Source organism: Salinivibrio sp. HTSP (genome assembly GCF_003390965.1).
GTDB lineage: Bacteria > Pseudomonadota > Gammaproteobacteria > Enterobacterales > Vibrionaceae > Salinivibrio > Salinivibrio kushneri.
On record NZ_PXUD01000026.1, the window covers coordinates 1 to 23,812 of the forward strand.

19 protein-coding genes are annotated in these 23,812 nt (G+C 51.8%); 11 read left to right on the top strand and 8 right to left on the bottom strand.

The window, feature by feature from the left end:
- The 4 genes from C7A19_RS05260 to ald all read right to left on the bottom strand — a co-directional run.
- Positions 1-1,177 (bottom strand): ABC transporter transmembrane domain-containing protein (locus tag C7A19_RS05260; protein ID WP_116644384.1); only part of this gene is annotated, 1,177 nt, incomplete at its 3' end.
- Positions 1,170-2,939 (bottom strand): cysteine/glutathione ABC transporter permease/ATP-binding protein CydD, encoded by a 1,770-nt coding sequence (cydD, locus tag C7A19_RS05265; RefSeq protein ID WP_116644385.1) that lies wholly within the window; start codon positions 2,937-2,939, stop codon positions 1,170-1,172. The genes C7A19_RS05260 and cydD, both read right to left, overlap by 8 nt.
- Positions 2,940-3,016: 77 nt before the next feature.
- Entirely contained in the window at positions 3,017-3,979 is a 963-nt protein-coding gene (trxB, locus tag C7A19_RS05270; RefSeq protein ID WP_116644386.1) for a thioredoxin-disulfide reductase, read from the bottom strand.
- 119 nt (positions 3,980-4,098) lie between these two features.
- Entirely contained in the window at positions 4,099-5,223 is a 1,125-nt protein-coding gene (gene ald / locus C7A19_RS05275; RefSeq protein WP_116644387.1) for an alanine dehydrogenase, read from the bottom strand.
- Positions 5,224-5,389: 166 nt separating this feature from the next.
- Here ald and lrp point away from each other — a divergent pair, with 166 nt between their 5' ends.
- From lrp to serS, 5 genes are all read left to right on the top strand, one after another.
- On the top strand, positions 5,390-5,884 hold the full coding sequence (gene lrp, locus C7A19_RS05280) for a leucine-responsive transcriptional regulator Lrp (RefSeq protein WP_046073519.1): 495 nt from the start codon (positions 5,390-5,392) through the stop codon (positions 5,882-5,884).
- 231 nt (positions 5,885-6,115) lie between these two features.
- On the top strand, positions 6,116-8,887 hold the full coding sequence (locus C7A19_RS05285) for a DNA translocase FtsK 4TM domain-containing protein (protein WP_346330221.1): 2,772 nt from the start codon (positions 6,116-6,118) through the stop codon (positions 8,885-8,887).
- Positions 8,888-8,933: 46 nt separating this feature from the next.
- Positions 8,934-9,533: an outer membrane lipoprotein chaperone LolA gene (lolA, locus tag C7A19_RS05290; RefSeq protein WP_077520323.1), complete on the top strand. Its 600-nt coding sequence runs from the start codon at positions 8,934-8,936 to the stop codon at positions 9,531-9,533.
- Between the two features lie 71 nt (positions 9,534-9,604).
- Positions 9,605-10,867 carry a replication-associated recombination protein A gene (locus C7A19_RS05295; protein ID WP_077520321.1) on the top strand — a complete coding sequence of 421 codons (1,263 nt, stop codon included), beginning with the start codon at positions 9,605-9,607 and terminating at the stop codon, positions 10,865-10,867.
- 73 nt (positions 10,868-10,940) lie between these two features.
- A complete protein-coding gene (gene serS, locus C7A19_RS05300) occupies positions 10,941-12,227 on the top strand; it encodes a serine--tRNA ligase (RefSeq protein ID WP_077485609.1) in 1,287 nt (428 codons plus the stop codon).
- Between the two features lie 60 nt (positions 12,228-12,287).
- Here serS and C7A19_RS05305 read toward each other — a convergent pair whose 3' ends face one another.
- Positions 12,288-13,067, bottom strand: coding sequence for a hypothetical protein (locus C7A19_RS05305; protein WP_069361445.1), 780 nt, complete (start codon positions 13,065-13,067; stop codon positions 12,288-12,290).
- Between the two features lie 242 nt (positions 13,068-13,309).
- On the bottom strand, positions 13,310-15,346 hold the full coding sequence (gene metG, locus C7A19_RS05310) for a methionine--tRNA ligase (protein WP_116644388.1): 2,037 nt from the start codon (positions 15,344-15,346) through the stop codon (positions 13,310-13,312).
- 157 nt (positions 15,347-15,503) lie between these two features.
- On the opposite strand from metG, the gene apbC reads away from it, so the two are divergent.
- The 5 genes from apbC to C7A19_RS05335 all read left to right on the top strand — a co-directional run bounded on the left by apbC (position 15,504) and on the right by C7A19_RS05335 (position 21,504).
- Complete coding sequence (gene apbC, locus C7A19_RS05315; protein WP_116644389.1) at positions 15,504-16,622, top strand: iron-sulfur cluster carrier protein ApbC; 1,119 nt, start codon at positions 15,504-15,506, stop codon at positions 16,620-16,622.
- Positions 16,623-16,763: 141 nt separating this feature from the next.
- The gene (gene udk, locus C7A19_RS05320; protein ID WP_069361447.1) at positions 16,764-17,408 is read left to right on the top strand and encodes a uridine kinase; all 645 of its coding nucleotides are present in this window, start codon (positions 16,764-16,766) and stop codon (positions 17,406-17,408) included.
- A gap of 118 nt (positions 17,409-17,526) precedes the next feature.
- On the top strand, positions 17,527-18,114 hold the full coding sequence (gene dcd, locus C7A19_RS05325; protein ID WP_046073840.1) for a dCTP deaminase: 588 nt from the start codon (positions 17,527-17,529) through the stop codon (positions 18,112-18,114).
- Between the two features lie 122 nt (positions 18,115-18,236).
- Entirely contained in the window at positions 18,237-20,372 is a 2,136-nt protein-coding gene (locus tag C7A19_RS05330; RefSeq protein ID WP_116644390.1) for an AsmA family protein, read from the top strand.
- Positions 20,373-20,424: 52 nt separating this feature from the next.
- Complete coding sequence (locus C7A19_RS05335; protein ID WP_116644391.1) at positions 20,425-21,504, top strand: metal-dependent hydrolase; 1,080 nt, start codon at positions 20,425-20,427, stop codon at positions 21,502-21,504.
- Between the two features lie 47 nt (positions 21,505-21,551).
- Here the strand turns inward: C7A19_RS05335 and cobO are convergent, their stop codons facing one another.
- Positions 21,552-22,142, bottom strand: a complete 591-nt coding sequence (gene cobO, locus C7A19_RS05340; protein ID WP_069361449.1) for a cob(I)yrinic acid a,c-diamide adenosyltransferase — start codon at positions 22,140-22,142, stop codon at positions 21,552-21,554.
- Between the two features lie 214 nt (positions 22,143-22,356).
- On the opposite strand from cobO, the gene C7A19_RS05345 reads away from it, so the two are divergent.
- Entirely contained in the window at positions 22,357-22,872 is a 516-nt protein-coding gene (locus tag C7A19_RS05345) for a low molecular weight protein-tyrosine-phosphatase (RefSeq protein ID WP_069361452.1), read from the top strand.
- A 74-nt stretch (positions 22,873-22,946) separates the two neighbouring features.
- On the opposite strand, the gene C7A19_RS05350 is transcribed toward C7A19_RS05345, so the two are convergent.
- On the bottom strand, positions 22,947-23,705 hold the full coding sequence (locus C7A19_RS05350; protein WP_069361453.1) for a DNA repair protein: 759 nt from the start codon (positions 23,703-23,705) through the stop codon (positions 22,947-22,949).
- Between the last annotated feature and the right edge of the window lie 107 nt (positions 23,706-23,812).

The following is a 23,812-nucleotide window of genomic DNA, read 5'->3' on the forward strand; positions in this document are numbered from 1 at the left end:
GCGTGGGATCCCACGCCCGGGTAAGCAAGCTCAATAAGGTTGATTTGCCACATCCCGTTCTTCCTAACAGGGCGAGTGTTTGTCCTGGTGTGATGCGAAGAGAGATGTTTGAAACCGCGTCTTGTGCTGCGCCTGGGTATTGGTAACTGACATTATCAAAGCTAATATCGCCGACAGCGGGGCCAGTATGTCCTTGTGAGGGGAAGGGGACACTGGGCGCGCGCTCCGTGATCGCATTCAGTCGTTTCGCGGCGGTAAGCGTTTTGCCGAGGTATTGGAAGGCGGCAGTGATCGGCATCATCAACTCAAAACTGGCCATGGTCGTAAAGGCCACCATAGCAATTAGGGGGCCAGGCTTATGATCACCGACACCATCTGCCGCCAGCCAAATCATCGCCACCAGTGTTAGCCCTGTGGCCGCGACGAGCACAGCATTGGCTAATCCGGTGATGCGCGCCATATTGGCTTGTGCGTGCAGCATGGCTTGCTCGCTGTCATCGATGCGGGCGCGATAGCGGTCACGTGCGCCAAATAAAGCCAGCTCGGCGTGGCCTTGTAACCAATCAAGCAGTGCGATGCGCGTGGCTGCATTTTGTTCCAACTGTGTACGGCCTTGATCATTACCCAAGCGATAAAAAAGGATCGGCAGCCCAATCAGTAACCCGAGCAAGATCAGTCCAAGCGCCATGCCAAGCATTGGGTCAAACCAACCCAGGAAGAAACTTACCGCCAGGATGCCCACGATACCAACCACCATCGGGCTGACTAGGCGCAGATAAACGTGGTCCATGGCATCGACATCGGCGACCATGCGATTAAGTAAGTCGCCATCACGCATATTCAGCCCTTGACCAGGCACTAATGGGGCGAGTTTACGAAAAAATGATACGCGTAAATCGGCCAATAGTTTGAAGGTGGCATTGTGGCTGACCACACGTTCAGCCCAACGGCCGAAGGTACGACCAATGGAAAAGCCACGCACACCGGCGGCGGGCAGCATGTAATTAAAGGTGGCAAGGCCCGCCAAGCCAGCGACAGCCGCAGCGGCAATAAACCAGCCGGAGAGGGTGAGTAGGCCAATGGCGGCAAACAAGGTAGCAAACGCCAGCACCATACCTAGACTCAAACCGAACCAGTGGCGCTTATAGAGGCGGAGATAGGGCAGTAGTTCACGCATCGAGATTTCTCCTATCGGCGGAAGCCAGCATCTCAGCCAGCGGGCCGGTTTCAGCGAGAGTATGATAGGGGCCTTGTTGTACTAACTTTCCGTCCATCATCACCCAGACTTGGTCACTGTGGGTGAGCGAGTCTAAACGGTGCGACACCTGGACACAGGTCTTGGCTTGGGTTGCCGCACTCAAGGTTTCTAGCACGCGGTTTTCGCTATGTGCGTCTAGGCTTGCGGTCGGTTCATCCAGTACCCAGAGCGCACCATCTTGTAATAGCGCTCGCGCGACCGCAATACGCTGAGCTTGACCCACTGATAACCCGCCATTTCGGTCACCGACAGGATGCGCCAAGCCATCGGTCAGCCGCATCACGAACTCATCCACGTACGCTTGGGTCATCACTTGGTTGATGGTCTCAGGCGTTGCCTCAGGGTTAGCGAGGGCAATATTGTCGCGAATACTGCCATGGAACAGTTGTGGGTTTTGCCCGACCCAGCTTATCGACTGACGCCAATGCGTTAAATCAAGTTCACTGCGTTCATAGCCATTAATGGTGAGGCTACCACGGTAGGGCAGAAAACCAAGCAGAGCGTTAAGAAGGCTAGATTTGCCCGCGCCACTGACGCCAACAAGCGCAACCTGTTCACCGGGTTGGATAGAAAAGCACATTGGCCCTGCCAATACGTGACCGTCGGGACTGAGTACCTCCAGGTCGTGCGCGATGATAGTGACGGTGGATAAATCAGGCGTGGCTTCACCTTGGGTGCCGGTATCTGGCTGGGCATCGAGAAATTCCACGATCGACTCGGCCGCCCCAATTGCTTGTGCCTTAGCGTGATAAAAGGTGCCGAGATCGCGCAATGGCTGATAAAACTCGGGGGCCAGCACTAACACGAATAAACCGGTAAACAGCGAAATAGAGGCACCATAGTGACCAAAATCAAGCTCACCAATAAAGCTAAACCCAAAATAGACGGCGACAACGGCAATGGAAATGGCGGTGAAAAATTCCAGCACGGCCGATGATAAAAAGGCCAGGCGCAGCACTTCCATTGTTCGTTGGCGAAATGTGTGTGATGCGAGATGAAGCTGCTCGGCCTCCGCCTCAACGCGATTAAACAGCTTGAGAGTGGGCAGTCCACGTAAGCGGTCGTAGAAGTAACCGGATAAACGTTGCAGTGCCTTAAAGTTTTTCCGGTTGGCATCAGCGGCTTTAATGCCAACTAAGGCCATGAAAAAGGGGACCAGCGGCGCGGTGACTAAAAAGATCACGCCCGACGCCCAATTGATTGGGAAAACGGCAACCAAGATCACCAAGGGGATCAGCACGGCGATGGCCATTTGCGGCAAATAACGGGCAAAAAAGTCTTGTAACTCTTCTACTTGCTCTAAAATCAGGCTCGCCCAGCTGCCTGCTGGCCGTCCTTGAATGCTCACCGGCCCCAGCGCCTCAAGGCGATTCAGGATTAAATGACGAATATGTTGGCGAATCACTTCACCACAGCGGTAGCCCGTTTGCTCTTTGGCCCAGCTGCATGCTGCACGTGCTAATACGACGCCAGCTAACGCCAGAAAACTGGGGAGTAGGGTGAATTTATCCGTTTGTTCAATAATCAATTGGTGCAGCAGGTGGGCGAGAAGTGCTGCTTGGGCAATCAAAAGCACACCGGAGAGGAGTGCAATACTAATCGTCGCAACTAACCAGGGTTTGGCTAACGTGCTCTGCGACTTGAGCCATTGGGTTAGCGCCCGCTGTTTAGATTTATCCATATCGTCTTATTGTTTTATGAGAGCCTACAAATAGGCTGGGCAGGCCACCGAATGGCGGCCTGCATGAGAGCGTGGGCTTACTGATTATTCGCCAGAGCGTCGAGATAGCGCTCGGCATCTAATGCGGCCATGCAGCCGGTGCCTGCAGAGGTTATCGCTTGGCGATAAACATGATCCATCACATCACCGGCAGCAAACACACCTTCAACGCTGGTTTGAGTGGCATTGCCATTGAGGCCCGACTCGACCTTGATGTAGCCATTTTCCATCTCTAATTGACCCGCAAAAATATCGGTATTAGGTTTATGGCCAATTGCAACAAACACACCCATCACATCCAGTGTTTCGGTTTCATCACTTTGGGTGTCTTTCAAGCGTGCTTGGGTCACACCCATTTCATCGCCTAGTACTTCATCGAGCACGCGATTAGTGTGTAGCACGATATTGCCGTTCTTCACTTTATCCATCATGCGGTCAACGAGGATTTTCTCGGCACGGAAGGTGTCGCGACGATGAACAACATGCACTTCTGAGGCAATATTTGATAGGTACAAAGCCTCTTCGACCGCGGTGTTACCACCCCCGATCACCGCGACTTTTTGGTTGCGATAGAAAAACCCATCACAGGTGGCACAGGCTGAGACGCCCCGTCCTTTAAACGCTTCTTCAGATGGAAGGCCAAGATATTGCGCAGAGGCACCGGTAGAGATAACCAATGCATCACAGCTGAACTCACCATTATCGCCTTTTAAGCGGAACGGACGAGAGGATAAGTCCACTTCGTTAATGTGATCAAAGATAATCTCAGTCTCGAATTTTTCCGCATGAGCTTTCATACGATCCATCAAGGTCGGTCCTGTCAGTCCCTCAGGATCGCCAGGCCAGTTTTCAACATCCGTGGTGGTGGTCAGCTGGCCACCTTGTTGCATTCCGGTCACCATCACGGGGTTTAAGTTAGCGCGCGCGGCGTAAACAGCGGCGGTATAGCCAGCCGGGCCTGAACCCAGGATCAACAGGTTCGCATGCTTAATGTTACTCATTCACGTCTCCGAGCAGGAAAAGAGGTTCGTTTTTTGAATGGACTGATTGTAGGTAAATTAGAAAGGTAAAGAAAGGGCACCGTGATGGTGCCCTCGATTTCTATGATTGGTGTGGCCGATTAATGCGCGGCCTTTAGTGCGTCCATGGCATCAACATACGGCAACTCAAAGCCTTCAGCGACTTCTTTAATCGTGACTTGACCGCCGATAACATTCAGGCCATTGCGCAGGTGTTGGTCTTCCACCAAGGCATCGCGATAGCCCTTGTTAGCCAGCTTAACAATATATGGCAGTGTGGCATTGTTTAGTGCGACAGTAGAGGTACGGGCCACCGCGCCAGGCATGTTGGCGACACAGTAGTGAACGACATCATCGACGATATAGGTGGGATCCGCATGAGTGGTCGCGTGTGAGGTCGCGAAACAGCCGCCTTGATCAATAGCCACATCCACAACTGCTGCGCCGGGCTTCATACGCTTAATGTGGTCTTCGTTAACCAGTTTGGGGGCGGCCGCACCTGGGATGAGTACCGCACCGACAACCAGATCGGCGTTCAATACGTGCTGCTCTAGGGTTTCTTCTGTGGAGTAGACCACTTTGGCACGTCCTTGGAACTCTTCATCGAGGCGACGTAAGGTATCGACATTTTTGTCGAGAATCGTGACGTCAGCACGCAGACCAACGGCCATACGAGCGGCGTTCGAGCCGACAACACCACCGCCGAGTACCACGATTTTCGCAGGCTCAACCCCGGGCACACCGCTGAGCAACATGCCCGAACCGCCGTGTGATTTTTCTAGCGCTTGTGCACCTGCTTGAATAGACATGCGGCCGGCGACCTCAGACATAGGCGCAAGGAGTGGCAATCGACCTTTAGAATCTGTTACCGTTTCGTAGGCAATACAGATGGCTTTACTTTTAATTAAGTCTTCTGTTTGCGGAAAATCTGGTGCAAGATGCAAATAGGTGAACAAAATCTGTCCTTCGCGGAGCATCGCACGCTCAACGGCTTGTGGCTCTTTTACCTTGACGATCATTTCTGCTTTCGCAAAAACGTCAGCAGCAGTGGGAAGGATAGACGCGCCGGCGGCTTTATAGTCGTCGTCAGAGAAACCAATACCATTACCTGCGTTGGTCTCGATGTAAACAGAGTGGCCGTGAGAGATAAGCTCGCGAACACTCGCGGGTACCATACCAACGCGGTACTCATGGTTTTTGATTTCTTTTGGAATGCCAATGATCATGCTGTCACCTCGTGTTTATTCAGTGTTATCGGCTGGCTTTTTATTGATATTGTCAATTTTCAGGCTAGTATAAAGGCAATAAACCAGTATTTGATGCTAAAGATCATTTAGATGTTATTTAATTTGGTATATCTTTTTGCAAGGAAGTAACAAGGTGGAATAAAAAATGGTAGATACCAAAAAAAAGCCCTCCAAGGAATTGGACCGCATTGACCGCAACATCCTGAACGAGCTTCAAAAGGATGGGCGAGTCTCTAACGTTGAGTTATCAAAACGTGTTGGTCTTTCTCCTACCCCCTGTCTAGAACGTGTACGACGTCTTGAACGTCAAGGTTATATCCTTGGCTATACAGCACTGCTTAACCCCCAGTATTTGGATGCATCACTGTTGGTGTTTGTCGAAATCACACTCAACCGCGGTGCGCCTGATGTGTTCGAGCAATTTAATAAAGCCGTGCAAACGCTTGAGGATATTCAAGAGTGCTCGTTGGTATCAGGGGATTTTGACTACCTGCTTAAAACACGAGTAGCGGATATGTCAGCTTATCGCAAGTTATTGGGTGAAACCTTGCTGCGTTTACCCGGTGTGAATGACACTCGCACGTATGTGGTGATGGAAGAGGTGAAACAGAGTAATCATCTGGTTATCCATACCCGTTAGCCAGGTGATAAAATGGGGTGCGACGCACCACTTGTCGAGACTGAAGCCGAGCGTCATGCTCGGCTTATTTTTTGTGCGGATAGCACAAGATTGTGTGATATCTCGGTAAAGATTTGGCGTAGGCAGGCATCATGCCTGCCCTCACGGCATGAATGTGATAAAGTCAGGGCAACATAAGCAAGCCTCAGAGTAGGATGAGGAATGCGGTTCACGAACAGTATTAAACAGGTGATGATGGAGTTTTCTTTACGTCGAGAGCCCAAAGCGGCTCGTGCTAAAGCGCGTTTAGATGGCGTTCAGCGATTAAAAGAGTGTGGGTTTATTTTGGTACTCGCGGCAGCCGTGTTCACCATGGTCGCCCTATTGTCTTTTAATCCGGCCGACCCATCCTGGTCGCAAACTGCCTGGCATGGTGATGTCCACAATGCAGCAGGTGCCATGGGCGCGTGGCTCGCCGATAGTCTCTTCTTTTCGTTTGGTATCTTAGCGTATCCGCTGCCACCAGCGGCGATTCTCGGGGGGTGGGTGTTCTTGCGTCGCCGCAGCGACGATGAACCCATCAATTATACCATTATCGGCGCGCGTATCTTGGGACTGTTTATCCTGTTTTTAACCAGCTGTTCGTTGGCCGATTTGAATTTTGACGATTTTTGGCATTTTTCCTCTGGTGGTGTAATGGGGGATGTCACCAACAGTTTGGCGCTGCCGCTATTTAACGTATTAGGGACGACCTTGGTGATGCTGTTTGGTTGGGCGGCCGGCTTTACCCTTTTTACCGGTATTTCTTGGTTAACCATTGTTGATAATCTCGGTGCCATGACACTAAAAGGCGTCACCTGGGCGGTCAATCGGATTCGTGGTGACGCGCCGACCGAGTTAGGCGTTCCAGACACCGACACACAGAGCACCGCAGCCAATGCGTCTGAGCCGATGGAGCTCAGTGATTTACGTCGCTTGACACCGTCAGCGCCGGAGAAGGCGGAGAGTTCCGCCAACGATGAGCAGGCACAGAACAAGGCAGCGTCGCCTATTATCTTTGGTGGACAAGCGCGTTCGGCAACAGACTCGGATGTTGCCGACGATCAGGGCGCTACCGATAGCGATGATGCGCAACCCGAGGAACCGTCATTGGGGCAGTGGCACCTTGCTATCGAGCACGAGGAGGAGCATGAAGAAGCTGCGCCTGTATTGTCTTCGCGCGTTGAGGTGGACACGCCACATCTTGATACTGGAACTGCTCCCTCTATTGAAACGGGCGAAGAGACACCATCTGATGATCTGCACAGTGCACCAATCGCACCGAGCCAGCATCACGCCGACACAACTTATGATAATCAAGATGGGCTGTCCGAGCTTGAGCGTGCAGAACAAGCGAGCAGTGGCGCGGATGAGGATGACGACCCGTTTCAGGAAACCATTCGCCAAGCACAAAAAAATCAGCAGCAGGCAGCTGGACTGGATCATCCGTTCCTAGTCAAAGATGAGCCGGATTTACCCACGCCGAAAGAACCTTTCCCGACCCTCGAGCTGCTTGACCCCGCTCGCCATACCGCAGAGCAGGCGACGCGTGAAGAGCTCGAGAAGATTGCTCGCCTGGTCGAAGCACGACTGGAAGACTTTAAAGTTCAGGCGCGCGTAGTGGGCGTATATCCAGGCCCGGTGATCACCCGTTTTGAGCTCGATCTTGCGCCTGGGGTTAAAGTTTCACGCATTTCTGGCTTATCTAAAGACTTGGCGCGTGCTTTGTCGACCACGGCAGTGCGTGTGGTCGAAGTGATACCAGGAAAACCCTACATTGGCCTTGAGCTGCCTAATGAGCACCGGGAGACGGTGTTTATGTCCGAAGTGATTGGAAGCGAACGTTTTAAGAATAGCCACTCGCCGATTTCGGTGGTGCTGGGGAATGATATCGCCGGTGAGGCGATTATCACTGATTTGGGTAAAGCGCCACACATGCTGGTGGCCGGTACCACAGGCTCGGGTAAGTCGGTGGGCGTGAACGTGATGCTGGTAAGTATGTTGTATAAAGCCTCACCGGAAGATGTGCGCTTTATCATGATCGATCCGAAAATGCTCGAGCTTTCGGTATACGAGGGGATCCCACACCTGTTGACTGAGGTGGTGACTGACATGAAAGATGCGGGGAATGCCCTGCGTTGGTGTGTGGGTGAGATGGAACGTCGTTACAAGCTGATGTCGGCGCTTGGAGTACGGAACCTAAAAGGCTTTAACGAAAAAGTAAAAGCCGCGGAAGCCGCCAATAACCCCATTCCCGATCCGCTTTGGAAGCCAGGTGACTCGATGGATGAGTCAGCGCCTAAGCTGGAAAAGCTACCTTATATTGTGGTGGTCGTGGATGAATTCTCCGATCTGATGATGGTGGTGGGCAAAAAAGTGGAAGAGCTGATTGCGCGACTAGCACAAAAAGCGCGGGCAGCGGGGATTCATCTTGTGCTTGCCACTCAGCGTCCGTCCGTTGATGTGATTACAGGCTTAATCAAAGCCAACATTCCAACGCGGATGGCGTTTACGGTGTCTACTAAGACAGATTCGCGCACTATCCTCGACCAAGGCGGCGCAGAGTCGTTACTGGGGATGGGTGATATGCTGTTTATGCCTAATGGCTCCAACCACCCCATCCGTGTACATGGCGCTTTTGTCAGTGATGAAGAAGTGCATCGCGTGGTGAACAACTGGAAAGCGCGTGGTAAGCCTCAGTACCTAGACGAAATAACCAAAGGGGATCAAGGCTCCGATAGCTTGTTGCCGGGTGAGGCGCCTTCAGGCGGAGAGGGTGAGGAGCTGGACCAGCTTTTTGACCAAGTGGTTGAATTTGTCACCGAAAGCCGCCGAGGCTCTGTCTCTGGTGTGCAGCGCCGGTTTAAAATTGGCTACAACCGGGCAGCGCGGATCGTGGAACAACTGGAAGCACATGGTGTCGTAAGCTCACCAGGCCATAACGGTAATCGCGAAGTCATCGCGCCACCGCCACCCAAAGATTGATCGAATGGAAGGTTTCATGACTCGACTCTCTGCTATCCGCCACCTAATGGTGGTGATATCGCTATTTTTTGCATTATCGGTGCAGGCGAAAACGCCGGCGCAACAACACCTGATGGAACGCTTGAGTCAGGTTGACGCATTCAGTGCGCAGTTTTCGCAAACAGTGCACAGCCCAGAAGGAGAGGTGATTCATCAAGCAAAAGGACGGCTCGCCATTGAGCGGCCAAATTTGTTTAACTGGACCACAACCTCACCCGACGAAACTATCATGATTTCCGATGGCGAGACGCTCTGGTACTACAGCCCCTTTGTTGAGCAAGTGACGGCGATGTGGCTGGAGGATGCCACGGCACAGACGCCGTTTGTATTGCTAACGCGCAATCAGCCCAGTGATTGGCAGGCTTATCAAATCACCCAAGAGGCTGACACCTTTACCTTAACGCCAAAAACCACAGGCACCATTGGCGAATTTGAGGTCACGGTGAAGCCGGATGGTACCTTGACCGGTTTTACCGTGGTTGAGCAAGATGGGCAACAGAGCCAGTTTACGCTGAGCCAGTTTAGTCGACAAACACCGGCGTCGGACCTGTTTTCGTTTACGCCACCCGACTCAGTGATGGTCGACGATCAGCGCCAACCAAGATAATTGCCTCGGAGGTGACTGTGGCGACCTTACCGCTTGACTTTGCAGACGATTTTCGCCCACTGGCCGCACGTATGCGTCCACTCACGCTTGACCAGTACATCGGGCAGCGCCATCTTCTCGCCGAGGGTAAACCGCTTCGCCGGGCGATTGAGTCGGGCTCCCTCCATTCGATGATTTTCTGGGGGCCACCGGGGACCGGTAAAACCACGCTCGCCGATATTGCCGCGCGCCAAGCCAACGCAGAGCTGGAACAGATCTCGGCTGTGACCTCTGGCGTCAAAGAGATCCGAGAGGCGATTGGGCGCGCAGAGCAAAACAAGCAAGCCGGTATTCGTACTGTTTTGTTTGTCGATGAAGTGCACCGCTTTAACAAAAGCCAGCAAGATGCGTTTTTACCCCATGTGGAAGCGGGGACGGTGACGTTTATTGGTGCCACCACGGAAAACCCCTCATTTGAGCTTAATAACGCTCTGCTATCGCGCGCCCGTGTGTACCGCCTAACCAGCCTTGATGAGAGCGATTTGGAAGCGGTGATTGATCAAGCGCTCGCTGACTCACAGCGTGGGCTCGGTAAGCAGTCTTTAGCCTTTGATAACGGCGTGAAAGCAGCATTAACGGCAGCATGCAGTGGTGATGCACGTATGGCATTAAACCTATTGGAAATGTTGGCAGACATGGCCGATGGCCAAATCACGATGTCGATGCTTAAAGACGTGGCCGGTGAAAAAGTGGCGCAATTCGATAAACAAGGTGATGCGTGGTATGACTTGATTTCTGCGTTTCACAAATCGGTACGTGGCTCGAGCCCCGACGGAGCATTGTATTGGTACGCACGGATTGTCAGTGCAGGGGGCGATCCGCTCTATGTCGCCAGGCGACTACTTGCGATTGCGTCTGAGGATGTCGGTAATGCCGATCCGCGCGCGATGCAGGTCGCGCTTAACGCCTGGGACTGCTTTACCCGCGTGGGGCCGGCAGAGGGTGAGCGCGCCATTGCTCAAGCCGCGGTGTATTTGGCCAGTGCGCCTAAAAGTAACGCGGTTTATACCGCGTGGAAACAAGCCTTGCGTGATGCCAAAGACACCGCTAATGCGCCTGTTCCTATGCACCTTCGTAATGCACCAACGGCATTGATGGAGCAAATGGGACACGGAGACGGCTATCGCTATGCCCACGATGAGCCCAATGCCTATGCCGCGGGAGAGCGCTATCTCCCCCCGGAGCTTGGCGAGGCGCGTTACTATCAGCCCGTCAATCGTGGGCTAGAAATTAAAATCGCCGAAAAGCTCGCCTTTCTCGCAGAGCAGGATATAAAAAGCCCGCAAAAGCGCTAGGCAAGTTTACCCTTTTTGGGTAAGGTTTAACTTCGTCAATTTACAGTCAATAACCCGAAAGCACAGGATTAGCATGCTGGATTCCAAATTACTTCGAACTGAGCTGGAACAAACCGCTCAACAACTCGCTCGTCGTGGCTTTACGCTTGATGTTGACGCTATGCGTGAACTCGAGGAACAACGTAAGGCGCTGCAAATTCGCACCGAACAACTGCAAGCAGAGCGTAATTCCCGATCGAAGTCCATTGGCCAGGCTAAAGCAAAGGGTGAAGACATCGCACCATTGCTCGAAGAAGTGGCAAACCTGGGTGATGAATTGGATGCGGCGAAAACAGAGCTCGCGGCGCTCCAGCAAAAAGTGAATGATGTCGTGATGGGCGTGCCTAACTTACCGGCCGAAGAAGTGCCCAGTGGCAAAGACGAGTCTGAAAACCAGGAAATTTCTCGCTGGGGCGAGCCCCGTCAATTTGAGTTCGAGGTTAAAGATCACGTCGACCTCGGCGAACTCACCGGTGGTCTTGATTTTGCCAGTGCGGTGAAACTGTCAGGCTCTCGCTTTATCGTGATGAAAGGGCAAATGGCGCGTATGCATCGTGCGCTCACGCAATTTATGCTCGACTTGCACACCAACGAGCACGGTTACACCGAAATGTACGTACCGTATCTGGTTAATGCGGACAGCCTCTATGGCACCGGTCAGCTGCCTAAATTTGGTGAAGATTTGTTCCATACCCAGCCGGCGACGGAAGAAGGCATTGGCATGTCTTTGATCCCAACCGCGGAAGTGCCGCTGACCAACATGGTACGTGATGAAATCATCGATGAAGCGGATCTTCCGCTGTGCATGACCGCACACACACCTTGCTTCCGCTCAGAAGCAGGTTCATACGGGCGTGATACGCGCGGCCTTATCCGTATGCACCAGTTCGATAAAGTTGAGTTGGTGAAGGTGGTTAAGCCAGAAGACTCAATGGAAGCACTGGAGTCATTGACTGCGGATGCAGAAAAAGTATTGCAGTTGCTGAACCTACCATACCGTAAGATGTTGCTCTGCACCGGCGACATGGGCTTTGGTGCGGCCAAGACCTACGATCTAGAAGTCTGGTTGCCCGCGCAAAATACTTATCGTGAGATTTCATCGTGCTCAAACACCATGGACTTCCAAGCTCGCCGTATGCAGGCACGTTTCCGTCGTAAAGGTGAGAAAAAACCTGAGCTGTTGCACACCTTGAATGGTTCGGGCTTGGCGGTAGGCCGTACCTTGGTAGCTATTTTGGAAAACTACCAACAAGCGGATGGCCGTATTGAGATCCCTGAGGCACTTCGCCCCTATATGGGCGGGCAAACCCATATTGGGTAAGTGTCATCATGTTGCTATCAAGCCGGCCTTGTGCCGGCTTTTTAATGGCTTAGAGGTTGATCATTGATGGTGTGAGTCATTGATGGGCGAAAGCGTATTGAAAATATCATCCTTTGGTGCAGGAAAGCGCGCGAGCAGCGTCGCTAGAAAGGTATCGAGGGCATCAAGCATCACGGCGTTGACTTGCTGTGCCACCGCCAGGCGGTGCGTGAGTGACAAGCTATGTACATCATCAAGCTGGGAGATAACCTGATTAACCTTATCGCTGAATGCCTCATCCAATTCAAGGTCGCGTAGCTGTACTAAGCGCTTGGTGAGTATTTGTTGTTGTAAACTGAGAGACTGATGTGCATTGGGCGTTGCGTTCTCCAATTGTATTGACGCGTAGGAAAAACGTTGGCGAGCCTGCAGCAGTTCTAACACCGCATACCAAATTTGCTGGTAAGCCGCGAGGGTGTGGTCCTCACCATAGGCAATCAACACTGGTGGGATGGCTTCATCCACCAAGTAAGCGAGGTGTTGCAATGCGCGGTTTTTCATCTTGGCCTGGGTCACATCATCGTATTGTGGCAAGGCGTGGAGGTGATGGAAAAAAAGCCGATACATTGGCTTTTGCGTATGCGGCGCCAAGTGATGTAACTGGCGTGTTTGATCCAGCAATCGATGATAGTCATGCGGATCGACGCGCGGTTGGGTCGCCAGGTAGCGAGCATGCTGAAGTAATGCACGTAACTCATGCAGTTGATGTAATCGCCAATCCGGGCGTTGACGATACACGATAACCGCCACCACGCTAGCAATCCCGAGTGCTAAAATCCCTATCATGACTAACCACCCCATATGCTCTCCTTGCTATGGCTCGCGTGTCTCTCTGAAGAAGCATGAAGCATGCCAAAAATGAGAGATTAATCACGCCTTGTATGGCCTTGATCGGGGTCTGATGGTGGGCGTTTTACGCACCGTGTTAGGGAGTGATTGCCCTCTTGTAGTGCAGGGCGCGGAGAATTGGCACCTATTGGACAAAAAAAGAGCCCGGCTGGGCTCTTTATTCTCTGCTTGTGCAAGTTGACGAGGCAGGGAGATTACATGACACGCATACCTGGCTGGGCCCCTTCATGAGGCTCTAGGATCCAAATCTCTTTCCCGCCAGGGCCGGCCGCTAAAATCATGCCTTCTGACATGCCAAACTTCATCTTACGGGGTTTTAGGTTGGCGACCATCACAGTGTGTTTGCCCACCAGATCTTCCGGTTTGTAGGCCGATTTGATCCCAGCGAAAACCTGACGTGTTTCACCGCCAATATCGAGCTTGAATTTGAGCAGTTTATCTGCTTTTGGCACGGCTTCGCACTCAAGGATCTTGGCGATACGGAGATCCACTTTAGCAAAGTCACCAAATTCAATTTCATCCGCGAGGGGGTCATCAGCTAAAGGCCCTTGCGCTTTGGCTTTTTCCGCCTCTTCAGTCGCAACATCTTCTTTGCTATCAGCAATCATGGCATCGACGGCTTTCGGATCAATCCGGTTAAATAGCGCCTTGAACTTGGTGATCTGATGGCCAGTGAGTGGAGTGGCAATGCTTTCCCACGTGAGGGTGTCGTTTAAAAAGCCTTCCGCCCGTTCGGCCAGTTTTGGCATCACGGGTTTTAGATAAGTCATCAACACTCGGAATAAGTTAATACCCACTGAGCAAATAGCCTGTAGCTCAGCCTCTTTCCCTTCCTCTTTGGAGATGACCCAAGGGGCTTTCTCATCGACGTACTGGTTGGCCTTATCGGCCAGCGCAATGATCTCTCGAATGGCGCGATTGAATTCACGGGCCTCATAGAGCTCGCCAATGTGCTCGGCTTTATCGATAAAGGATTGATATAGCTCAGGCTCAGAGCAAACCGTTGATAGCTGACCGTCAAAGCGTTTGCTGATGAAACCCGCGTTGCGAGAGGCTAGGTTGACCACTTTGTTGACGATGTCGGTATTCACGCGCTGAATAAAGTCATCCAAGCTTAAATCGAGATCATCAATACGGCTGTTGAGTTTGGCGGCGTAGTAGTAACGCAGGCACTCAGGGTCAAGGTGCTTTAAGTAAGTGCTTGCTTTAATGAATGTCCCTTTCGACTTGGACATTTTCGCGCCGTTGACGGTGACATAACCGTGCACAAAGACGTTGTTTGGCTTGCGGAAACCGGCACCGTCGAGCATGGCGGGCCAGAACAAACTATGGAAATAAACAATGTCTTTGCCAATAAAGTGATAAAGCTCGGCATCGCTGTTGGCTTTCCAATACTCATCAAAGTCGATGTCGCCGCGCTTGTCACAGTAGTTTTTAAATGACCCCATATAACCAATCGGCGCATCGAGCCAAACGTAGAAAAACTTGCCAGGTTGATCAGGGATCTCGAAACCAAAGTAGGGCGCATCGCGGGAAATATCCCATTGCTGCAGGCCGGTTTCAAACCACTCATTCATCTTGTTAGCAATCTCACTTTGCAGTGAGCCGGATTTCGTCCACTCATTGAGCATTTGTTCAAATTGTGGCAAATCGAAGAAGAAGTGCTCAGAGTCACGCATCACGGGCGTCGCGCCGCTCACCGCTGAACGAGGGTTAATCAGCTCTGCTGGGGTATAGGTTTCACCACAGTTATCACAGTTGTCACCGTACTGATCGTCGGCGTGACATTTTGGACACTCGCCTTTGACAAAGCGATCCGGCAAGAACATTTCTTTTTCTGGATCAAACAGTTGAGAAATAGTACGACTGGTGATGTAACCGTTATCGCGTAGCTGGGTATAGATAAATGAGGCGAGTTCGCGGTTTTCATCACTGTGGGTGCTGTGATAGTTATCGAAGCTGATATCAAAGCCATCAAAGTCGGCTTGGTGCTCTTGTTGCACGCCAGCGATCATGGCTTCTGGCTCGACACCCATCTGCTGTGCTTTCAACATAATGGGGGTACCGTGGGCATCGTCGGCACAAATAAAGTGAGTCGTGTTGCCACGTAGGCGCTGATAGCGCACCCATACATCTGCTTGAATATGCTCGAGCATGTGGCCCAAATGAATCGAGCCGTTCGCATAAGGCAGCGCACAGGTCACCAGAATTTTCCGTGGGGTTGCAGCCATAATCTTGTTTGTTCGCTCTTATGATATGAATGGAATGATTGCGGAAATCTTACCTGATACGATATGCCTTGCCTAGTGCAGGCCGTGAGTGAGGCGGTTTATCCGTTAAACGTTGCCAATCCGGCCTAATATATTTTAATCAATGGGATGGTGATGCATGTTATTTGGTTCTAAAAAGAAAAAAGCACAAAAACAAAAAGAAGACACGGCCGCCCCGCTGACCAATGTGGACGACGCAGTGAGTCTATTGAATCAGTTTTCACACTCGCGCTTGGTGGAGCAGTGGGCGAGCCAACCACAGTGGGTGAGCGCGAGTGGAGACGGCTTTAAGGTGACATTCCCATTTGCAGCGGCGTCAGTGATGCAGGCGCTCGATGAGTGGCTGAGTACCCAGTCGACGTCATTGGCGCAGCAGTTTCAACTGACACAGAGAGTGGCGCCGATAAAAAGTGGTGACAAAGCGCCCGTCAAAGGGGTGAAAAACCTGTTAGTGGTGAGTTCGGCCAAAGGCGGCGTGGGTAAATCGACGACGGCGGTCAATTTGGCACTGGCCCTGCACGCCGAAGGGGCATCAGTGGGCATTGTCGATGCGGATGTGTATGGCCCATCGCTGCCGATAATGCTCGGCGCTAAAGACAGCGAGCCACAAACTCATGATGGCAAACTGATGGAGCCTGTGAGGCGTCACGGCATCGTCTCTAATTCAATTGGTTACCTGGTGCCCGCCGATAACGCCACCGTGTGGCGTGGGCCGATGGCATCGAAAGCCTTTGCTCAATTGATCAATGAAACCCGCTGGCCTGAACTTGATTATCTGGTGGTTGATATGCCGCCAGGCACGGGCGACATTCAGCTTAGTTTGGCGCAACAGTTTCCGGTGACGGGGGCGATGGTGGTCACCACACCACAGGATCTCGCACTGGCTGATGCGATTAAAGGCGTGGCGATGTTTGAGAAAGTACAGGTGCCGGTTCTCGGGGTAATAGAAAACATGAGCTACCATATTTGTTCGCAATGCGGCCATCATGAAGCGATTTTCGGTACCGGCGGTGCGGCGAAAATGGCCCGTGAACAGGGTGTGCCGGTCTTGGCACAAGTACCGCTTCATGTCGCCATTCGTGAGGACATAGACGCAGGCACACCGAGTATGGTAGCGCGCCCTGACAGTGAGCACGCTGCGGTTTATCGCCAAATGGCAGCCACCGTCGCCAGTCAGCTTTACTGGCAAGGGGAAACGCGCCCTGAACAAATAAGCGTACAAACGGTGTCGCCCTGATTGAGCAACGGGCAACTGTAGCAGGCTTAAAGCGACGGATGCGTCAGGGAAGCGTGATTTTCTCTGGCGCCAGCGGCTTCAACTCCCTATAATCAGGCGGTTTATGTAGATTCCGCCAAGCTTCCTCTGGGTATTCATATTATGAGTGACAACAACCACCAATGCGTTATTATCGGCATAGCAGGCGCCTCTGCTTCCGGTAAAAGCCTGATCGCTAGCACGATTTATAAGGAATTAAAGGAAAAAGTCGGCGATCATCAAATCGGCGTGATCACGGAAGACAGATATTACCGCGATCAAAGCCATCTCAGCATGGAAGAGCGCGTACAAACCAACTATGACCATCCACAAGCGCTAGACCATAACTTGCTTTGCGAGCACTTAGAAAGCCTCGCGGCCGGTCAGTCTGTCGATGTGCCTGTGTACAGCTACTCAGAGCATACCCGTATGGATGAAACCACCACCATGACGCCCAAAAAGGTGATCATTTTGGAAGGGATCCTGTTACTGACCGACCCACGTCTGCGCAATCTTATCCATGCCAGCGTCTTTATGGATACCCCCCTTGATATTTGCTTATTGCGTCGCATGAAACGTGATGTGGCTGAACGCGGCCGCACCATGGACTCTGTGATGGAGCAATATCAGAAGACGGTCCGCCCTATGTTTATGCAGTTTATTGAGCCGTCAAAGCAATATGCCGACATTATCGTGCCACGCGGAGGGAAAAACCGCATTGCGATTGATGTATTAAAAGCGCATATCGCGCGATTACTGAAAGCCTGATTGACGTATGATGGCTTAACGGATCACCACTCCCTGCTTTTGTATGCAGAGGATAACGAGCTAAGTGAATGCGGTACGTGAGTGTATCGCTCCATCTATTAACCGTGAGGACTATCCGATGCGACTATGCGACAGGCATATCAAAGAACACCTTGATGATGGCCGCATCAAAATTGAGCCGCGTCCGGCAGAGGCGTCGATTTCTGGTGTGACGGCGGATGTGACGTTGGGCAATCAATTCCGTGTCTTTAATGATCACGGGGCGGCATTTATCGATCTATCTGGCCCGAAAGAAGAGGTTAATGCCCAGCTTGAACGTGTGATGAGTGATGAAATTGAGATTGCTGATGGTGAGGCATTTTATCTTCACCCAGGCCAGCTCGCGCTCGCTGTCACGCATGAAGCAGTGACCCTACCGGACGATATCGTCGGCTGGCTTGATGGCCGTTCATCGTTAGCACGTTTAGGGCTGATGGTGCATGTAACCGCGCACCGGATAGACCCGGGCTGGTCGGGCCGTATTGTCCTTGAGTTCTATAACAATGGTCGTTTGCCTTTGGCGCTACGACCCGGTATGCCGATTGGTGCGTTAAGCTTTGAGCCTATGTCGGGCGCGGCTGATAAGCCGTATAACAAACGAGACAACGCAAAATACAAAAATCAGCAAGGGGCCGTCGCCTCTCGCATTAGCCAAGACAAGGTTTAACGATTGCAATGCGCCTACGGGCGCATTTTTTCTAACGGGGAACCCGATCGTGAAATCATGGTCGATAAGGCGAGTATCTCTCGCGAGTGGTATCGCCTGTTACGCACAAGGAGCATCTTGCAATGATAAAAAAAATCGCCCTTACTCTTGTTGTTTTGGTGGTGGTTGTCATCGGTGGCATCGCCGCTGTGCTCGCGACTATTAACCCTAACCAGTTTAAGCCATTGTTGGTCGAGCAAGTTAAAAAGCAGACAGGCTATGACATGGTCATCGGTGGCGACATTGCTTGGCAGTTTTGGCCAAGTTTGGGGTTTTCAGTCGAGGATGTCGCGATAAAAAATCGCCCCGGCTTTGATGAACCCGATCTGATGCGCTTATCTCAAGCACGCCTGTCTGTCGATGTGTTGCCTTTGATGTCGCAAACCTTGCAGGTCGGCGAAATAATATTGCAAGACCCTCATGTGTTTATTCAAACCCTGAGTAATGGGGAGAGCAACCTCACCACGACATCACAGGCCGCAGCGCCTCAAACAGAGCCGACACCAGAATCAGACTCATCCTCTGAGACGACGAGCACTGAGGCAAAGACGTGGAATGTATCGTTACAAGGGCTCAGTGTGGCTAACGCGAGTGTGGTCGTCAAAGATGATCAAGCGGGCACCATGACGGCGCTGCGCGATGTGGATCTTGAGGTGGGCAATCTGGCGACGGATGTGTGGACGCCGTTATCACTGTCGTTGCGCGGCGAGCAAAATGACGCCCGCTTTGAGGTGGAAGGTCAAGGCGAGTTGAAATTGGCCAGTGACGTGATACAAAGCCAGTTGCGCAAACTGGCGTTGACGCTTTCGGCAGAGCAAGGTGATATGGCGATTGAACAAGCCAATATTACCCTTGATAGTTTTTCGCTGGGCGAGACGGCGAAATTAGGCTTCAATGTGAATGCGCAAACGGCTGACATCGTCATTGAAAGCTCAGGTAAAGCCCAGGTGACTATCGCAAAAACACAAGATAAGGTCACTGTTCAGGGGTTAGACATGCTCACGACACTGTCCGGCGAGCCTATTCCCCACTCGTCTCTTAGCCAAGCGCTAGCCGCGGATATTGTGTTTGACATCAACCAGCAAACGGTGACGGTCAGTGAATTGACCAGCCGGTTGAACGACGATGATGTTGTGGTGGATGGTAAAGTGGCGGTCAAGTTGACTGAGATCCCCCAAGTGCGCTTTGCGTTGAATACCAACCATATCAACCTCGATACGCTGCTACCGACAGACGCAGCGCCTAGTCAGTCCGCTAATGCAAGTGAGTCTGGCGCTAATGCACCATCCAGCTCCAACAAACAAGCTGCGCCCCTGAGCAAAGAAGAGCCTGATCTGAGTGTGTTGAAGACGCTAGATATTGCCGGCTCATTGGCGATGAAAGGGCTGACCGTGAGTAATGTTACCTTGGGAAAAACGCGTGCGACAGTTGCCATCGACCGTGGCAAGGTCGACGTGTCCGATCTAACAACACAAGCCTATGAAGGCAGCGTGGTTGTGCAAGGGATGCTAGATGCCACACAAACCCCTGCGCGCTATCAGGTGAGTAAAAAAGCGCGTGGGATCCAAGTGCTTCCTTTACTGGAAGATGCCGCTGAGGTGGACTTATTAGAAGGTAAGGGGAACCTTGATATCAATGTACAAGGCAAAGGCTTGTCACCGTATGCATTGCGTCAAGCGATTCAAGGCAGTGTCGCTATTTTCTTCGAAGATGGCGCGATAAATGGCATTAACTTGGCGCAGATGCTCAGAGAGGCGAAAGCAACCCTAAAAGGCGAGTCGGCAGCGGCCGCCAAAGAAGTACGTAAAACGGACTTTAGCGCACTCACGGCAAGTTTTACCCTAGGTAACGGCATGGCACGCACCACCGACTTACTGTTGGAAGCGCCGGCGCTTCGGGTACGTAGTGACGGACAAACCGATCTGCTGAAAGAGACACTCGATTTTGACGTCTATACCTCGGTGGTCGAGACCAGTAAAGGCCAGGGCGGTAAAGATATTGATGAACTGCGTGATGTGACCATCCCAGTGACGGTAGCTGGTACTTGGCAATCGCCGAGCTATAAATTAGATATTAAGCAGTTACTCAGCAGTAATAAAGCGTTAGAAGAGAAAGCACGCAAAGAGGCGCAACGGGGGCTGAAAAAGCTACTGGGTGATAAAGCGGATGACGATAAGGTCAAAGAGACGGCAGATAAACTCCTTAATTTATTTCAGTGATCGGCGCATCACTCATCAGGCTATCTAATGCAAAGTCATTAAAGGACGCTTTATGGATTCTGTCACGCAAGCCGCGTTAGGCGCGACGGTCGCGGGCTTGGTTGCGGGTAAACGCTGCTCACCGAAAGTGCTGCTGGCGGGCGCGGCCTTGGGGACCTTACCGGATCTGGATGTATTGATTGATTATGGCGATCCGGTGGCGAACACTGTGAATCACCGAGGTTTCAGCCACTCGCTGTTCGTATTGCCTTGGGTTGGTGCGCTCATTACTTGGTGCTGGTGGCGCTGGCAGCGTCAGTGGCCACTGTGGCAATTGATGGTGCTGGTCATCGCGGTGCTTGTCACCCATCCATTGCTTGATGCCATGACGGTATATGGCACCAAGCTATTCTGGCCGCTTGATGTGCCATCAGTAGCGGTAGCGAGTTTATTTATTATCGATCCCCTGTATACGTTGCCCCTACTGGTTGCGCTCATCAGCGCGCTGGTATGGCGCCATCTTGGGGCCAGGATGTGTGGTGTTGGGTTGATGGTCTCGAGTCTTTATTTGGCCAGTTCTGTGTATCAGCTCCATCAAATAGAAAACCGGGTTGCCGAGCAAACACAAGGAACCTTGCTGGAAGGCCAGCCGTTGATCATTATGCCAACGCCGTTTAACACTTTACTGTGGCGTGTGGTCGTCAGTGGCGAAGATCAATACTGGGAGGGGCTGGCCTCACGACTTGATGCCAACCCGTCAATTGATTGGGTCACGCAGCCTCTGGGAGAGTGGCCGCTGGCAAACTCTGATACCCTCAGCGCTCTACGGACGTTTTCACGTAATTTTATTCGCTTTGAAAACCGAAACGGGCAGCAGGTCGTCACCGACTTACGCTTCGGGGTGGCCGCCTATCAGCCGTTTCAGTTTTTACTGGCAGAGCAAAAGATGAATGGGGAGTGGGCGCCGGTCGCGCCTCAACAACTCGAGCCTGGCCCTTTGCCTGAGACCGCGCTCCCCGCGTTGTGGCAACGCTTGTTGGGCGATCAGTCCATCGATGCCAAACTCTGTCGGCAGTCGTGTCAAGCGAATGATACGTCTGTTGATACGCTATCCTCTACAGCGGTACCGACCAGCGGCATCTCAAAGCAATGAGCGTGCCTCTGCACGCTCATTATTGTCTTGTAGGCGTTCGATAACGCCTACCAGTCAATACCCTGGCGAGCTTTAACACCCGCATCAAAGGCGTGTTTAACATTACGAACCTCAGACACGGTATCCGCCATTTCAACGAGACGACGATGCGCACCGCGACCCGTGATTAACACCGATTGCTCACTTGGGCGTTGGCTAATCGTAGCGATGACATCGTCTAGATCAATATAGCCATAGGTGATCATATAGGTGATTTCGTCCAGGACGACCAAATCGTAACCAGGATCGCTGAGCATGGTTTTGCATGCTGACCAGATTTTTTGTGCGGCTTGGGTGTCGGCCGTTTTATCTTGGGTATCCCAGGTAAACCCTGTACTCATCACATGAAAGTCCACGCCATGCTGACTGAGTAAGTCTCGCTCACCGCATGCCCAGGTTCCCTTGATATACTGCGCCACCCCGCATTTGAAGCCATGGCCTGCGGCGCGTGCGACGGTGCCAAACGCGGAGGTGGATTTGCCTTTGCCGTTGCCAGTAATAATAAGAAATAGCCCTTTTTCTTGTTGTGCGGCGTCAATCCGAGCATCGACTTTTTCTTTCAGTTTTTGCTGGCGCTGTTGATGACTGTGTTCTGACATGTGATTTCCAACCTTTGGTTAACTTAGGTCTATAGTAAAGGGACGATAGGTTGGATGCCAACGTTGACACGCGGTGCGCAAACAAACAGTTCCAACCAATAGGGCGTTTTATACAAACGCTAGAGCAGGCGGATGTCGATTACCTGCCTAACTATAGGCAGCGTTTATCCTTACTGGTAAGCTGAAAGCCTAGCCATAAGGAGGTTTAACGCTGATGACAACGGATAATCAAAGGCCCAGTGTTTTGGTGGTGTGCTTGGGCAACATCTGTCGTTCGCCCACCGCTGAAGCCGTATTACGTGCTCGCGCACAGGCGCGAGGCTTGGCAGTCGATATTGATTCAGCGGGCACGGCAGGTTATCACCAGGGTAATCCGCCTGATACACGTAGCCAAGCGGCGGGGCAGGCGAGAGGCTACTCGTTTGAAGGTATTCGCGCGCGCCAGGTTGGCCCAGCTGACTTTGGCTGTCATGACATGATTCTGGCAGCCGATGAGAGCAATCTGGCTGACTTGCAAGCGCAATGCCCACCCGAGTACCAAGGCAAACTGTCTTTATTTCTCCACTGGGGGGAGCATACCGATGGGCCGATCCCCGACCCTTATTATGGTGGCCCGGACGGCTTTGAGCGGGTGTTAGACTTGCTTGAACAAGCGGCAGATGGGGTGCTGGATCATATTGAAGCGCATCTTTTGCCGCGCTCGTTGAGAGAGTCCGCGTCTAGGGGATGAACGCAAGAGCAGGAGAAGAATAAACAAACGGCGCATATCAACGCGCCGTTTGTTTTAAGCCTACGTAAGCTGATTTACCATTTCTTTTTCGGCGCAAACAACTCGTCCAGATCACTTCTTTCTTCTTCTTGTTCCGACTGGAGTTTCTCATGGCCCGTATTCAGTGTTTGGGTGATATCACTATGCATTTGCTCTAAATGCTTTTTCATCTCTTGCGAGTAATCATCGGTTTTGGGCGAGACCACATCAATCGCTTTTTTCAATAACTGCTGAGCGGTGCCCATTTGCCCTTTTTGCTTGGCGTCATTGGCACGCTTAATCACGTTCTCAATATTGATTTTAAGCTGCATCTGCTCCAAGCGCGCGTTCTCAGCCACAAACGCCTGTGTTGCCAGTCGTCCCTTTGAATGCTCCGCTTTCACCACCGAACGCAGACGTTTTACTAACTTGAGCATCGAAATCGCTTGTCGATCGTTATCTGGCACTTTAAAAGAGGTGGACTCGCGGTTTGAATAGCTTTGTTTGATTTGATCGATTTGCGCTTGAGTGGCACTAATACGTTGCTTGATGGATTTATCGGAATCATCAATCTCGTACATGGCTTTCAAGGAATCTAGGATCTTCTTATTCAAGCAAACCAACAAGGTCCCGCTATAAGGCAGGTTATGCGCATTACCAATAAGCTCTTCGGTGGCGTCAATCACTGCAATGTGCTTTGCCATCTCTTGGCGCTTGTGAGATTCAATTTGCTTACGTTGTTGAGCCAATATGTTGTAGCCGACAATCAGGCCGAGCAATATGACACAAAGGCCAGCTATCAAGGCAATATTCATAATTCAGCGTCGATGTTCCTTGTAATAAACTCAACGGGTTAAGATACACGATCTCAACCGACAGAGATAGCATCAATCAAGGATGGAGGCAGTATGAGTGATCCGCC